This is a genomic window from Paracoccus sp. AK26, assembly GCF_011801365.1.
GTDB classification, from domain to species: Bacteria; Pseudomonadota; Alphaproteobacteria; order Rhodobacterales; family Rhodobacteraceae; genus Paracoccus; species Paracoccus aerius.
Map to the genome: position 1 here is coordinate 34,962 of NZ_CP041045.1, position 15,138 is coordinate 50,099.

Below are 15,138 nucleotides of genomic sequence, written 5' to 3' on the forward strand. Positions count from 1 at the left end.
TTGTCTCCTTTGGTCAGTGGAAGAACTTGGCGCCACGGATGTTGGCATGGGTGATGGGCGGGGCTTCGGGTGGCCGGTCCGGGGGACGGCCGTCGAGGCGGTTCAGCAGGATCGACTTCACCGACGTCATGGTGCGGGTGTTGATGGCGAGCGCGCGGTCACAGGCGGCCTCGACCCGCTCGGGCCCATAGCTGCGGGCCAGACGCAGGATGCCGAGGCAGGAGCGAAAGCCCTGTTCGGGGTGCGGCCTGTCGCGGAGGATGACGTCGATCAGGATCCCGGTGGCAGGACCGATGCGGGCGGCCCGGTCGCGCAGCTGCTCGGGCGTGGTCTCGGCATAACGGCGATGGCTGGCAGGACGATGGTCGTTCAGCGTCGTTGCGCCGGTGTCGCCGGGGGAAGCGCGCCTGTGGCAGGCCACACGCTTGCCGGCGCGGAAGATCTCGACGGTGCCCGCCGTCAGCCGTGCCCAGAGCTGCTGGCGGATCAGGTCGTGTGGCACCGAGTAATGGTGGCCTTCCAGCCGGACATGATAGTCGGCACCAACCGTGGCGCGGCGCCAGTCGGCATGGACGAAAGGCTCCGGAGGCAGCGGCTGCATGGCCGGGCGATCAAGCGTCTCGAAAAGGTCCTGACGCGCGGCGCCCAGATGACGGCTGACACGGGCGTTCAGGCGAGCAAGCTCCTTGCGGATGGCGGCGTTGAGTTCGTCGAGGGTGAAGAACTGCCGGTTGCGCAGTCGCGCGATGATCCAGCGCTGAGCAAGAAGAACCGCCCCTTCGACCTTGGCGTTCGCCATCGGGCTCGGACCGATGGCGCCTCGATGGCTTACTCGCGTGGCTTGTAGGGCCGCGCCGGAAGGATGGCCGTGCCGTAATGCGCCGCCATCTCGGCGTAGCTGCGGTTGATCTCGGGCTCGTAGAAGCAGGCCCGGATCACGCCAGCCTTGAGATTATCCGAAACGACAAGCGCCGGCACCGCCCCAAACGCGGCAAAGGCACGGGTATGAGCGCCGATCCAATCCGGCAGCGCCTGGCTCCAGGTCGCCTCGGCCTGAGGATCATGTTCGAGGCGCCCATGACGGCAATGAAGATCTCCGCTGGACGGGCAGCGCCGGTCACCGGGTCGGTCACCGTCATCCGGGTGCCCGAGTAGTCGACGAACATCCGCTCGCCTGCGACATGGCGTTGACGCATGACGGGCGAAAGCCGCCCGACCCAGCGGCGGTAATGCTCGCAAAAGGCCGAGTAGCCATAGCCGTCGGGGTGCTGGCCCCGATACTCATCCCAAAGCAGCGCCAGCGTGACGCCCGGCCGCTTCAGCTCGCGATGAACCATCGCCCAGTCTGCAGCGGCGAATTGCCGGTCCTGCGAGGGCGGCGGAGGCGGAAACACCCGCCGCTCCAGTGCCTCCTCGTCCAGGCCCTCGGGCAGCGGCCAGGACAGGCCAGCCACCGCGGCACGGCGCAGATACTCGATCACCGTCGTCTTCCCGACACCGGTCGCAAGTGCGATCCGCCGGGTCGACATGCCCTGCGCATGCAGGCGCAGCACGTCCTCGATCTTCCTCATCGGCAGTCTCCTCATCGCGCCCCTTCTTCCGCTGTCGCAACAGCTTCTGGGTAGCGCAGGTGGTCTGCCTCAGACCCGCCCCGCGTGACGGAGCCCGCTCAGATCAGCCTGGTCGGATGCGGCTGGAACGGGTGGTCGGATGGTCGTGGAATGCCCGGTCGGATGTTCATGGAATGTGTGGTCGGATCACCGTGGTGCGCGCACCTATAGTGGAGGGTAGTCGGCTTGACTGTCGATCACCTACTCCTCAGCTTCAGAACTCACGGCGACTGGGCTGGTGACCCTGGTGCCGGCGTGTAACTCCTCGATCCAGCGGTTGATAACGGGCAACGCGGTTTCGTCGCTCCCTAGGGTCAGGACTTCGGTAACGGGGCCGTCCCAGTCAATTACTTTCTGACGCAAAACAGCGCTCCGTCGCAAGGCGGAGTGCAGAAGCCTGGCATGTCTCGTCGCCATCCTGTGCATGCCTTTGTCTGAGATCACCCCGGGTGCATGCTTCGGTCCGTGGTCGGCGCAACGGCCGCCAACATGATGCTGGTCCAATGCAATTCCGATGTGCCCATCTCATTGGCGTGCTCGATATGGTTCGGCAACAGTCCTGACCACGACATCATCGGAACCGCGTCCCTGGAGAACCTCGAAGGCCTGCGATCAGGCAGGCAACGGTAAGTAACTCTTGCGGTCAGGCCATATGAGGCACCCGGATTTCGGACCGGAAGCTGGTGCCATCAACCCACATCCGGTGCAGGATCACGCTGATACGTCGTGCAAGGGCAACCATTGCTCGCTTGGCCCCGCGGCGACGGGCCACCTGCACCGCCCAGCTTCTCAGCCATGTCGATCGCCCCCGGTGCATCATGACGGTGGCAGCCTGGCATAATGCGCGCCGCAGGTTCACATCGCCGGCCTTGGTGATCCCGCCCGAGACATCGCGCTCACCCGACTGGTTGCGTGAGGGTGTCAAACCCACCCAAGGCCCGACCTTCTTCGAAGATGTGAAGCGGGCGGGATCATCGACAGCTGACCGGTAAGTCAGCGCCACAACCGGGCCGATCCCGGGCATCGACATCAGGCGATGACAGACAGGGTCTTCATGGGCGAGTTGTCGAACACGGCGTTCCAGCCCTGCCAATTCTTGCCGGAGAGACACCCGCGCCCGGAGCATTGGTTCTGTCGCATCCTCCAACATTGGATTGCCTGCAGCCAATTCCCGGATGCGGTGTTCGAACCGGCCACGGGAGATCGCGCCAACCTTCAGTCCAAAGTTCCGCAGCAGACCCCGCAGGGAGAGTTCCAGAGCGATGAAGCTCTGCTGCACAGCCTTGCGAGCGCCAAGCAGGGCGCGAACTTCTTGGGCCGAGACAGATTTGCAGTGAACTGGCCGGAACCAGCCGAGGTGAAGCAAACGGGCGATACCTTCGGCGTCTCGCCGATCCGTCTTGATCGGCATGGCCTTCAGGGCGCCCTTCACCTGCCGGGTTTCCATCAGCACGACAGGCTGTCCGGCCTCAGTCAGCCCGCGATGAAGCCACTGCGACAAGGGACCAGCCTCGAGCCCAATAGCGGCGATGCTTCCATCCTGCTCACCGATCCAGCGTAGCAGCGCCTCAGGCTCGCTGGCCACCTGAGCCTCCCTGACAATCCGCCCATGTTCGCTGATCGCGCAGATCGCGATTTTCGCCAACGATACGTCCAGTCCGACAAACAGCCTCATCCCGCAGTCCTCCTTGTGGATCTGATACGGGAACGGCGACAGCTTGCCCCTGATCTTGCAAGCGGTAACGGACAGCGCGACGCAGGCCCCGTTACAGCATCTCGTTCTTGATCACAGCCAGAAGAGGACGGTTGCGGCCAAAGCGATCGCGGAAAGGTAGGTCTCCGGACACCTGTCGTAACGGGTGGCGACCCGTCTCCAGTCTTTCAGCCGACCGAACATGATCTCGATGCGATTGCGCCGTAGCGGCGCTTATCGTATTTCATGGTCTTCTTGCGGGACTTCCGTCCGGGGATGCACGCCTTTATCCCACTGTCTTGCAGCGCTTTTCGTATCCAGTCAGCATCATATCCCCGATCGGCCAAAAGCCACTCAGCCTTTGGCAAGCTGCTCAACATCGCCGCCGCACCCGTGTAGCCGCTGTTTCTGTCCTGCCGACATGAAGAACCGGATGGGCCGGCCTTTCGCATCGGTCACGGCGTGCAGCTTTGTGTTCATGCCGCCTTTGGTCCGACCGATCTGGCGAGCGCGCCCCCTTTTTTTACGCGCAGGCTGCAAGCCGTGCGGTGCGCCTTCAGATAAGTTGCGTCGATCATGATCGTCTTTGGATCTGCGCCCTCGTCAGCCAGGCCAACCATGATCCGGGCAAAGACCCCTTTGTCGCTCCAACGCTTCCAACGATTGTAGAGGGTCTTCGAAGGTCCGTATTCCTTCGGCGCATCGCACCACCGCAAGCCATTGCGATTGATGAAGATAATACCGCTCAACACCCGAAGATCATCGACACGCGGGCGGCCATGACTCTTGGGAAAGAAAGGGCGAAGGCGTGCCACCTGCGCCTCGGTCAGCCAGAACAGGTTGCTCATTGATCAGGTCTCCTTGCGGGGCCTGAATCATGCAAGGGGCGTGAAATCAATGGGTCTGGAGCCTTGCAGTCATCAGTCGAAGACTGGTGCCGCCATGGCTGAACTGTGCGGGCTGCTAATCTACAGCACGTTGCCCGGCTGCATCGACAATGCCCATGCCTTCGCCGGGTCCGCTGCACGGACTGTGGAATCAAACGCAAGGCTGCCTGCGTCGAAGCAGCGGGGGGTATAGTAGCGCATGATTGGGAACTCCGGCGGCCAGCGAGAGACTTTTCCTCAGAATTCCATAACACCCGTACTGCGTCGACGATCTGCAAAGGCTGAAGGTTGTTTGGCAAACAGTGCAATATGACGCATGGCGGCGCTGACTTCCTGGGTGTCAAGCCGCCGCATGTCGGACAGATTGTGCTTGCCTGTGAGTATCCGTCTTGGTCAAGCAGGTTTATAGACCCAGTGGCGATCGGCTTTGACGAGAGCGTTGGCCATCTCGATGAGCTTGCGCATGAGCGTGACGATAGCAACCTTGGCGGGCTTTCCCGCCGCGCGTAGGGTATGGTATTTTGCCTTGAGATCAGGGTTGAAGCGCGTGGCCACGACGGCGGGCATGTAGAGCGCGTTACGCAGGGGCTTTCGCCCGCCGCTGATGAATGACTTTCCCTTCTACTGACCGGACTCGCGGCTGTGCGGGACAAGGCCGGCGAGACTTCCGGCCTGCTTTCTGTCGCGGGTGCCGATTTCGGGCAGGAAGGTGAGGATCAGCGCGGCTGCGATGGCTCCGAGGCCGGGGATCGAGCACAGGATCTCGCGCTTGCGCTCCAGGGCTTTGTCGCTGGCGATATGGCGTGCAATTTCGGCATCGAGCTCGGCGAGCTGGCGCTCGGCGAGGGTCAGGCGCGCCTTGATCTGGCGTCTCAGGATCGGATTGAGCTGCACATGGCTGCGGTTGCGCAGGCGGGTTCGCTCCTTGACCAGTGCCGTCCGCGCCACCTGCAAGTCTTTGAGCACAAGCAGGTTCTCCGCGGCGGGCGCATCCGGTTCCAGCTTCAGGGCGGCCCCCATCCGGGCCAGGATGCGTGCATCGACGGCATCGGTCTTGGCCCGCATCCCGCATGCCTCGGCAAAGCGACGGGCCTGCAGCGGATTGACCTTGACCAGCGGCAGCTTGGCCGACAGCGCCGTCTCGAAGGCTCGATGATAAGGCCCTGTCGGTTCGAAGACGATGCGGGCGACCGGCGTCTGACCGAGCCAGCGGATCAAGGCCCGGAAACCCCGGGGCGCGTTCTCAAACCGCCGCGCCGCCTGGTCTTCCAGCCGGAAGGCATCGAGATGGGTTTTCGAGATGTCGATGCCAATGGTATGTTCAGTCATCTTCGCCATGTCCTATGCTTGTCATGCGTGGCGCAAACACGCGTATCCGTTCAGGCCCCTGGTGAAGACGGCGGTTGATCAAACTCACAAACGGTCCTTGCTGACCCAGCAGATGACGATCCAACCGCCGCCACTGCCCGCCATAAATGGCGTGGCGGGCAGTGGCTCCTGTATACCCTCAGGAGCCAGCCCCTGAATAAGACAAGGTGATCGACTACGGCGCGGTATAGCCGCCATCCACGAGGTGATAGCTGCCGGTGATGAAGCTGGCGCGGTTCGACAGCAGGAAGCAGGTCAGGGCCGACACCTCAGCAGGTTTGCCGATGCGGCCCATCGGATGCAGGGCGGCCAAGCCTTCCATGACTTCGGCCGACAGATTGGCCGACAACAAGGGCGTGTCGATGAAGGCCGGACCCACGGCATTCACGCGGATGCCCTGTTGCGCATACTCCATGGCCGCGGTCTTGGTCAGTCCCAGAAGCCCGTGCTTGGCCGCGACATAGGGCGCGGAATTGGCAAAACCGACCGACCCCAGGATCGAGGACATGTTGACGATGGACCCGCCTCCCGTGCGCAGCATGGCGGGGATCTGCCACCGCATGCCGTAGAAGACGCCGTTCAGGTTGATGTCGATCACGCGGCGCCAGTCCTGCGACGGATAATCTCCGGTCGGCATCGACGGTCCACCGATGCCTGCATTGTTCACCGCCATGTGCAGCCCGCCGCAGTCCTTTTCCGCGAACGACGCCATCGCGTGCATGGCATCCTCGTCGGTGACATCGGCGGCAAAGGCCTTGGCCTTGCCCCCGGCTGCGGCGATCTCGTCCACCACGCGGCGGCAGGGATCGTCGTGAAGGTCGCTGACGATCACAAGCGCGCCCGAGGCTCCAAGCTCGAGGGCGATCTCACGCCCCAAGCCCGAGGCGGCCCCGGTCACGATCGCGGTGCGGCCCGAGAAGTCGAAGCGAATGTCGGTCATGGCACGTTCCTTTCAGGTCATCGGATGTCAAGGTCGCTCCGGAAGGGCAGTTCCCACCTTGACGCAGGTCAACGGATGGCGGGTTTTCCGAGCAGGCCAAAGGCTTCCTCGGCGATCACGCGCTCCTCGTCGGCGGGAATGACGAGTGCAGCGACGCGGCTGTCGCTGCTGCTGATGAAGGGAGCATTGGCCGCGTTCGCGTGGTCATCCAGAACCAGCCCAAGCCAGGCGAGCCGCTCCGCGACCATGGCCCGGATGCGGGGCTGGTGTTCGCCAATGCCGGCGGTGAAGACCAGGGCGTCGATCCCGCCCAGGGTGACGGCCAGGCGCGCGCCCTCGCCCGCGATGCGCAGGCAGAACAGGCCGATCGCCTCGGCGGCCTCGGGACGGTCGCTGTCCAGAAGCTCGCGGCTGTCAGCGTCGATGCCAGACACGCCCAACAGCCCGCTTTCATGATAGAGCATCCTTTCCACCCGATCCAGCGTCCAGCCCATCGGTCCCAGAAGATGCAGCAGCACGCCCGGATCAAGGGCTCCGCAACGGGTCGCCATGGGAATGCCGTCCAGCGTTGAAAAACCCATCGAACTGTCGCGGCTGATGCCGCCCTGCATGGCGCAAAGGCTGGCCCCGCTGCCCAGATGCGCTGCAACCACCCGGGCATCGGCAGGCAGGTCGGTCCTGCTCAGGGCATCCGCGATATGGCGATAGGACAGCCCGTGGAAACCATAGCGGCGGATCCCTTGGTCGTGCAGCGCCCGGGGGATGGCAAGGCGCCGGGCCAGAGGGTCATGCGTGGCGTGAAAGGCGGTGTCGAAGGACGCGGTCTGCGTCAGATCGGGATACAGCGCGCGCGCGGCGCGGATCAGGCGCAGGCTTTGCGGCTGGTGCAGGGGCGCCAGCCGCGACAGGCTTTCCATCTGCGCCAAGGTCGTGGCGTCGATGATGGCAGGGCCCGCGAACTGGTCACCGCCATGGACCACCCGATGCCCGATCCCCGCAAGGGCCGAAAGGTCCACCTGCGTTCCAATCCAGTCAAGCGCCGCGCTCAGGATCGCGGTCATGTCGCCGATAACCGCGCCTGCAAGCGGATGGGTCAGCAGCTGCCCGTCTCGTGTCAGCCGCACCTCAAGAGGGTCGTCGCGAAAGTCGATCACGGCGCGGGCCAGGGGGCGGCTGCGGGTGCTGGCAATCGCATGGATGCCCAGTTTCACGGTCGAGGAGCCGGCATTGAAGGTCAGGATCGTGTCGGTCATGTCCGCACCCCTTGGGCGACGTTGCGGGTCACGATCAGCTTGGCAAGCGCGGCCGAGGCGATGCGCGCGGACAGGGGATCTGCCCTGCTGGTCAGCACGATCGGCACCCGCGCGCCCAGGACCAGGCCTGCGGCTGTGGCGCCCGCGAAATAGATCAGTTGCTTGGCCAGCATGTTCCCGGCCTCCAGATCGGGGACCAGCAGGATGTCGGCCTGTCCCGCCACGGCCGAGGCGATGCCCTTGGTCTGCGCCGCCTCGGGGCTGATGGCGTTGTCGAAGGCCAGCGGGCCATCGACCAACCCGCCGGTGATCTGGCCGCGTGCCGCCATCACGGTCAGGGCTGCGGCATCCAGGGTGGCGGGCATGGCGGCATTGACCGTTTCCGCAGCGGCCAGAACAGCCAGACGCGGCTGGTCCACGCCCAGCAGGTGCATCAAGTCAATGGCGTTCTGGGCGATATCGCGTTTGTGGTCCAGGGTGGGCGCGATGTTGATCGCGGCGTCCGTCACGATCACCGGCTTGCCATAGGCGGGCACGTCCATGACATAGGCGTGGCTGATCCGCCGCGCTGTGCGCAGCCCGGAATCCCGCGCCACCACCGCGCCCAGCAGTTCGTCGGAATGCAGGCTGCCCTTGACCAGAACCTCGACCCGACGGGAGGCCGCCAGTTCCACGGCCCGCGCGGCTGCGGCATGGCTGTGTTCCGTGCCTTCGATGTCGATGCCATCAAGCGACACGCCTGCCTCGGCGGCTGCGGCGCGGATCCTGGCCTCGGGGCCGATCAGCAGCGGCTCCAGCAGGCCCTCGTCGCGGACCTCGATCGCGCCCAGGATCGCAGCGCGCGAACAGGGGTGGACGATGGCCGCACGGATCGGGGGGAGGGATCGCGCTTCGTCGATGAAGGGGGTGTAGCGGCTGGCGGGCAGCAGCACGGCTTGCGGTGCGGGCACGGCGGGCAGGGTCATGTCGGTTTCGGGGGCGATGACAGTGGCGGAGCCTTCCAGCACCCGCTCTCCCCGCTGGTTGATGCAGAAGGCCTCCAGCCGCACCACCCGGTCGGCATCGTGCTTTTCCCTCACGCGGACAGTCGCGGTCACCGTGTCGCCGGGCATGGCGGGGACCAGGAAACGGAAGCTCTGCTCCAGCTGGATCGTCCCCGGCCCTGGCAGGCGCGTGCCCAGAACCGCCGCCACCATCGCTGCCGTCCAGCTGCCATGGGCCGCGCTGTGGCCGCGCGAAGCGCCCGCAAAGACCGGCTCAAGGCTGGAAGGGCTCACATCACCCGACAGCGCCGCCACCATCGAGATGTCGTTGACCCCGACCGTGCGCGTCAGCGAGGCTTCGTCACCGATCCGCAAGCTGGCAAAGGTATGGTTCTTGAGGGCTTCGGTCACGCGGTCCTCTTATCGTTGGAAAACATAGCTGCCCGGCGCGTCAGCCAGCGGCGGAAGGCCCTTGTCGGGCGCACCCAAGGCGGGCGGTGCGTCCAGCGGCCCTGATTGCGCGGCAAGCCAGTCGCCCCAGGCGGGCCACCAGGATCCTTCGACCGGATCATGCGCAGCCTGCCAGTCAGGGGCCGAGATCAGCGCGCCGTCATCAGGCCGCGTCCCGATGCGGTAATGACGCCGGGGCTGGCCCGGGGGGCTGACGATCCCGGCGTTGTGCCCGCCCGAGGTCAGCACGAAGGTCATGTCCGTGTCTGTGAACTGGTGGAACTTGTAGACCGAGGTCCAGGGCGCGACGTGATCGCGTTCGGTGCCCACGGCAAAGACGGGGATGCGGATGTTCTGCAGCGCGGCGGGACGGCCGTCCACCATGAAGCGTCCGGCGGCCAGTTCGTTGTCCAGATAGAGGCGCTGCAGGTATTCCGAATGCATCCGCCAGGGCATCCGGGTGCTGTCGGCATTCCACGCCATCAGGTCGGTCATCGGGCGACGTTGCCCCATCAGATAGTCATGGACCACCCGCGACCAGACCAGGTCGTTCGACCGCAGAAGCTGGAACGCCCCCGCCATCTGGTCGTCCGACAGATAGCCCCGGTTCCACATCATGCTGTCCAGGAAGTGCATCTGGCTGGGGTCGATGAACAGCGCAAGCTCGCCGGGTTCGGTGAAATCGACCTGTGCGGCAAACAGCGTCAGGGACGCCAGCCGGTCCCCTGCCGCAGCCCCCATCACGGCCGCCGCGATCGACAGCAGGGTGCCGCCCAAGCAATAGCCGGTGGCATGAACCCGTGCCCCTGGTACGATGGCTTCCACGGCATCAAGAGCGGCCAACACGCCCAGGCGGCGGTAATCCTCCAGCGTCAGGTCGCGATCCTCAGGTCCCGGATTGCGCCACGAAATCGCGAAAACCGTGAAGCCCTGAGCCACTAGCCAGCGGATCAGCGAGTTCTCCGGCGACAAATCCAGGATGTAGTATTTCATGATCCAGGCGGGCACGATCAGCACCGGCTCGGGCCGGACCTGCCCGGTCGAGGGGGCATACTGGATCAATTCGATCAGATGGTTGCGGAAGACGACGGTGCCGGGCGTCACCGCCACCGTCTCGCCGGGGCGGAACGCCTCGGCCCCCGGTGGCGGCTGGCGGTTCATAAGCCGCAGGGCATCCTCGGCCCAGTTCTGCCACCCCTGCCACAGGTTCATGCCGCCGGTCTGCCAGGTGCGGGCAAGCACCTCGGGGTTGGTCAGCGCGTTGTTCGCGGGCGAGAACACATCCAGCCACTGCTTGGCGACAAAGGACACCACGTCCTCATGGTGCTTCATCACACCCGGCACCTCGTGGGTGACGTTGTGCAGCCATTGCTGTCCCAGCAGAAAGGCCTGGGCCAAAGCGGCAAAGGGCAGCTGCTGCCAGCCCTCGTGGCGAAAGCGGGTGTCACCCGGCAGGGGACGGATCGCAGGCGGCGTCTTCGGATCGATGGCCGAGGAGAGAAGCCAGGTCATCAGCCGGCTGGTCTTGCGCCCCGCCTTCCACAAAAGCTCGGCCCGCTTGCCCGGCGCCTGGGCCAGGTGGAACGCCCAGTCAAAGCCGGCAAGCGCCAGCGACCCAGGGGAGATGCCGCCCGTCAGGTGACCGCCAAGCGCCTCTCGCATCCGGTCCATCGCCTGGAACGCGGCAAGGCCCAACGTCGCGTCCTGGTCGGCCGGGGGCATCATCGCAGGCGGCGCAAGGAAGGCGGTCTGGTCGGGCATCTCGGTCCTTGGTGGTTCAGGGATTTGCGGGTTATCCTTACCGGGTCCAGCATCGGGTAATCTTGACCTGAATCAAGGTTTGATGCCGGACCATGGCCTTACCATCCAGATTTCATCAGACAGGATGACGGACATGAAGGACGACAAGAATGCGAAGCCGGAAACGGCCGCCCTGCCGGATGTTCCGGGATTAACCCTGCCCGACGTTCTTCTCTGGCCGATACGGATGCAAGAACTGCTATGGCGGGAAGCGCTTCTGACGATGGCACGAATGGCAGAGCTTCGGGCCGAATGCTTGCGCAACATGGCCCAAGTTACCCTGCCCATGGACGCAGCCGCCCTCCAGACTGACTATGCAAGCAAGCTGCTGGACGTGGTCCAGGAAGAAGGCAAGCGATTTGCCCGCGCCATGCGCGACGCAGCGCCGGCAATCCGCAAGGCTGCCTGATCCACAAGCCGTGACGGACCGCTGCCGTCCATCGGACTGTCACGGCAGGCTATGTGGATCTGCGTCCCGACACCCGGCCCCGGATCCGCATGGCCCCTGCAAGGAACAACGATTACCCGATGACGAACCCCAGCGACCTTGCCGACGCCCACGCCCGTCCTGCTTCCGAAGTCCTGACCGCCCTGGACGCCACCGCCACCGGACTGTCCTCATCCGAGGCTGCCGCCCGACTGTCTCGCCACGGCCCCAACAGCCTGCCCGGAGCAAAGCCGCGACCAGCGATCCTGCGGTTGCTGGCGCAGTTCAACAATGCGCTGATCTATTTCATGCTGGCGGGGGCAGGGGCTGCAGCAGCCCTGGGTCATCATGTCGATGCCGGCGTGATCCTGGCCGTGGTGATCGTTAACGCGATCGTGGGCTTCCTGCAGGAAGGCAAGGCCGAAAGCGCGCTGAACGCCATATGCGACATGATCGCGCCCCAAGCCAGCGTCTTGCGCGACGGGCGACGGATCAGCGTCGGCATGGCTGACCTCGTGCCCGGCGACGTGGTGCTGATCGAGGCGGGCGACCGCGTGCCCGCCGACCTGCGCCTGATCTCTGCCCGCAACCTTCTGGTGGATGAGGCGATCCTGACGGGGGAGTCCGTGGCGTCGACTAAGGGCGTCGATCCGGTCGCAGCCGGGGCGGCCCTGGGCGACCGGCGCCCCATGGCGTTCTCCGGCACGCTTGTCGCGGCGGGCCAAGGCAGCGGCGTCGTCACCGCCACCGGCACCCGGACCCAGATCGGCCGCATCAGCACCCTGCTGCGCGAGGTCGAGCCCCTGACCACACCGCTGCTGCGCCAGATCAACGCATTCGCTCATCGCTTCACACTGTTGGCCTTTGTGGGTGCGGCGCTGATCTTTGCCTTTGCGGTCTCGCTGCGCGGCTATGCCTGGGACGACGCGCTGATGGCAGTCGTAGCGCTTGCTGTGGGCTTGGTCCCCGAAGGCCTGCCCGCCGTCATCACCATCACGCTGGCCATCGGCGTGCAGCGCATGGCCGCCCGTCGCGCGGTGATCCGTCGGCTGCCCGCGGTGGAAACACTGGGTGCGACCTCGATCATCTGCTCCGACAAGACCGGCACCCTGACCCGGAACGAAATGACCGTGGGGCGTGTGGTGACAGCCAATGGCGTGAGCGTGGTCCAGGGCGCCGGCTATGACCCGACCGGCCATGACTTCACCCCTGAACCCACTGCGCGCGGGCTGCTGCGGGCCGGGCTTTTGTGCAACGACGCCGAACTGAACCCCGGCACCTGGAAGGTCGAGGGCGACCCGATGGAGGGCGCGTTGATTGCCGCCGCGATGAAGGCGGGCCTCGACCCAGCGACCGAGCGCGCCGCCAGGCGGCTGGACGCCATTCCCTTTGATGCCCAGCATCGCTTCATGGCGACGCTGCACGATATGCCAGGGCAGGGGCGGGTGATGCTGGTCAAGGGCGCGCCGGAACGGATCCTGGCGATGTGCGCCCGGCAGGCCTCGGAGGCGGGAACGCAGGTGCTGGATCACACCTATTGGTCCGACCGCATCGCCGAAACCGGGCGCGAGGGCGAACGCGTGCTGGGTTACGCGACGAAGCCCATGCCCGACGGCACCACCAGGATCGACTTTCCCGATGTCGAGAGCGGGCTGACCTTCCTGGGCATCACCGGCTTCATCGACCCGCCACGGCCAGAGGCGGTCGCGGCCATTGCCGAGTGTCACCGCGCAGGCATCGACGTGCGGATGATCACCGGCGACCATGCCGAAACTGCCACCGCCATCGCACGCCAGCTTGGCCTTGCGCCCGACCCGCAGGTGTTGACCGGCAAGGACCTGGACGCAATCCCCGACAGCGGTTTTGCCGATGCCGTCGCCCGAACCCAGGTCTTTGCCCGCACCAGCCCCGAACACAAGCTGCGCATCGTCCGCGCCCTGCAATCGCGCGGCAATGTCGTCGCGATGACCGGTGACGGGGTGAACGACGCGCCCTCGCTGAAGCAGGCCGATGTCGGCATCGCCATGGGCATCAAGGGCACCGAGGCCGCCAAGGAAGCGGCCGAGATCGTGCTGATGGACGACAACTTCGCGTCCATCGTGGCGGCGGTCCATGAAGGTCGCACCGTTCACGACAACATCCGCAAGGTCATCGCCTGGACCCTGCCCACCAATGGCGGCGAGGCACTGACGGTGATCATGGCGATCCTTCTGAACTTCGCCCTGCCAATGACGCCCGTGCAGATCCTGTGGGTGAACCTGCTTCTGGCCGCGACGCTGGGCCTGGTTCTGGCCTTCGAGCCGTCCGAACCGGGGGTGATGGCGCGCAGGCCACGCAAGTCGGGGGCCGGGCTTCTGACCCCCTTCACGGTATGGCGCATCATCCTGGTATCGGTGATCTTTATGGCGACTTCGCTGGCCGTGTTCTTCTGGACCCTGGGTCAGGGCCGCGACATCGAGGTGGCGCGCACGATGGTTGTCAACACGCTGGTCGTGCTGGAGATCTTCTATCTGTTCAACATCCGCTATCTGCACATGACCTCGTTCACGCTGACGGGCGTCAAGGGCACCGGCCCGGTGCTGGGTGCCATCGCCGTGGTCGTGGTCGGGCAGCTGGCCTTCACCTATCTGCCGGTCATGAACCGGATCTTCGAATCCCGTCCCCTGACGCTGCTGGACGGGATCGTCATCATCGCCATCGGCGTGCTGTCGCTGGTGGTCCTGGAGATCGAGAAGCACCTGCTGCGAGACAGGTTTCAGGGGGAGTAGAGAGGATAGAAGACCAACCTGATCACCGGTCGGTCGGACCTAGCAACTGCATAAGCCCACCTCGGAGCGAGTCGCCTCCTTTAAAACTGCCTGGCGACTTATGAGAGCCTGTCCAAGCGTTAGGTTCGGAGCCCCAAATGTCCCCTCTTTATCCATTTCTAAATCAGTTTGGTTTTCAGTCCGGGGCGGCGGGTCTCGGGTGTTCAGGTGACCGCGATGGGCTTAGGATGGCCTGGCGGCCCATGCCGGGATGCGGACAACCTAACGCCGAGAGGTCGGGAACGGTGCGCCCGACACTGCAGGCGCGTTTCCGACCGACTTCCCGTGACACCTAGCGCAGGACGTAATCTACCTGCGACCCGTCCTCGGCGGTGAAGCGGACGTGGACCAGCTTTGCGCCTTCATACCACAGGTCGCGATCCAGTCCGCCGCGTACGGCATAATGATCGGCGCTGACCTGACCCTGACCGGTTGAAACGGCCTCGGCGCCCAGCTTTCGCACGCGGATGGCGTCGGTGCTGCCGTCGATGGTGTTCAGCACCTGCCCGGAGTGGAGCAGGTCGGCGTTCCACAGACTGGCGGGGATCAGCGATGTAGTCCCGACCGAGATGTCGTGGCGTTTGCCGTTGTCGTCCGTGCGCGAGGTTAGACCGGCCAGGCGGCCGCCGCGCCAGGTTTCGGTGCTGTCCTGCTTGAACCGATAGGCGCTGACGCCGATCACCGGCACCTTGACCGACACGTCCGTCGCGACGTTAACGGTCAGATCATTGCCCTTGCCGCGGAAGCTGACGACATAGTCGCCGATGTCGCGGCCGTTGCGGATCACGTCAAAGGTCAGCCGGCCCGAAGGTGGCACGCTGGCTTGTGGCGCAGCCATAGCGCCAGGGGCAGCAGCGCCCAGCAGGGCCACAGTCAAAATCGTCGTGAGGGTCAGAATGCGAGTCTTGTGCGCGGTCATC

General features: G+C 65.0%; 9 protein-coding genes and 3 pseudogenes. 2 read left to right on the forward strand and 10 right to left on the reverse strand.

Features of this window, described 5'->3' with window-relative positions:
* Positions 1-13: 13 nt before the first annotated feature.
* The 9 genes and pseudogenes from istA to FIU66_RS16020 all read right to left on the reverse strand — a co-directional run bounded on the left by istA (position 14) and on the right by FIU66_RS16020 (position 10,906).
* Positions 14-1,586 (reverse strand): annotated as a pseudogene (istA, locus tag FIU66_RS15985) (IS21 family transposase).
* A 667-nt stretch (positions 1,587-2,253) separates the two neighbouring features.
* Positions 2,254-3,285 (reverse strand): IS110 family transposase, encoded by a 1,032-nt coding sequence (locus tag FIU66_RS15990; protein WP_167623901.1) that lies wholly within the window; start codon positions 3,283-3,285, stop codon positions 2,254-2,256.
* Positions 3,286-3,396: 111 nt separating this feature from the next.
* A pseudogene (locus tag FIU66_RS15995) lies at positions 3,397-4,151 on the reverse strand (IS5 family transposase).
* A 432-nt stretch (positions 4,152-4,583) separates the two neighbouring features.
* Positions 4,584-4,757, reverse strand: coding sequence for a hypothetical protein (locus tag FIU66_RS18335; RefSeq protein WP_370528989.1), 174 nt, complete (start codon positions 4,755-4,757; stop codon positions 4,584-4,586).
* 6 nt (positions 4,758-4,763) lie between these two features.
* Positions 4,764-5,528: pseudogene (locus FIU66_RS16000) on the reverse strand (IS110 family transposase); the annotation flags it as partial.
* 205 nt (positions 5,529-5,733) lie between these two features.
* Positions 5,734-6,489 (reverse strand): SDR family NAD(P)-dependent oxidoreductase, encoded by a 756-nt coding sequence (locus tag FIU66_RS16005; protein ID WP_370528985.1) that lies wholly within the window; start codon positions 6,487-6,489, stop codon positions 5,734-5,736.
* Between the two features lie 77 nt (positions 6,490-6,566).
* Positions 6,567-7,751, reverse strand: a complete 1,185-nt coding sequence (locus FIU66_RS16010) for an acetate/propionate family kinase (protein WP_167623903.1) — start codon at positions 7,749-7,751, stop codon at positions 6,567-6,569.
* Positions 7,748-9,145 carry a bifunctional enoyl-CoA hydratase/phosphate acetyltransferase gene (locus FIU66_RS16015; protein WP_167623904.1) on the reverse strand — a complete coding sequence of 466 codons (1,398 nt, stop codon included), beginning with the start codon at positions 9,143-9,145 and terminating at the stop codon, positions 7,748-7,750. Before FIU66_RS16015 ends, FIU66_RS16010 begins: the two co-directional genes overlap by 4 nt.
* Positions 9,146-9,154: 9 nt before the next feature.
* Entirely contained in the window at positions 9,155-10,906 is a 1,752-nt protein-coding gene (locus FIU66_RS16020) for a PHA/PHB synthase family protein (protein WP_370528986.1), read from the reverse strand.
* Between the two features lie 172 nt (positions 10,907-11,078).
* Here FIU66_RS16020 and FIU66_RS16025 point away from each other — a divergent pair, with 172 nt between their 5' ends.
* Positions 11,079-11,393 (forward strand): hypothetical protein, encoded by a 315-nt coding sequence (locus FIU66_RS16025; RefSeq protein WP_210254103.1) that lies wholly within the window; start codon positions 11,079-11,081, stop codon positions 11,391-11,393.
* A gap of 119 nt (positions 11,394-11,512) precedes the next feature.
* Complete coding sequence (locus FIU66_RS16030; RefSeq protein WP_167623907.1) at positions 11,513-14,179, forward strand: cation-transporting P-type ATPase; 2,667 nt, start codon at positions 11,513-11,515, stop codon at positions 14,177-14,179.
* 331 nt (positions 14,180-14,510) lie between these two features.
* Here the strand turns inward: FIU66_RS16030 and FIU66_RS16035 are convergent, their stop codons facing one another.
* Positions 14,511-15,137 (reverse strand): DUF6134 family protein, encoded by a 627-nt coding sequence (locus FIU66_RS16035; protein ID WP_167623908.1) that lies wholly within the window; start codon positions 15,135-15,137, stop codon positions 14,511-14,513.
* Position 15,138: the final 1 nt, after the last annotated feature.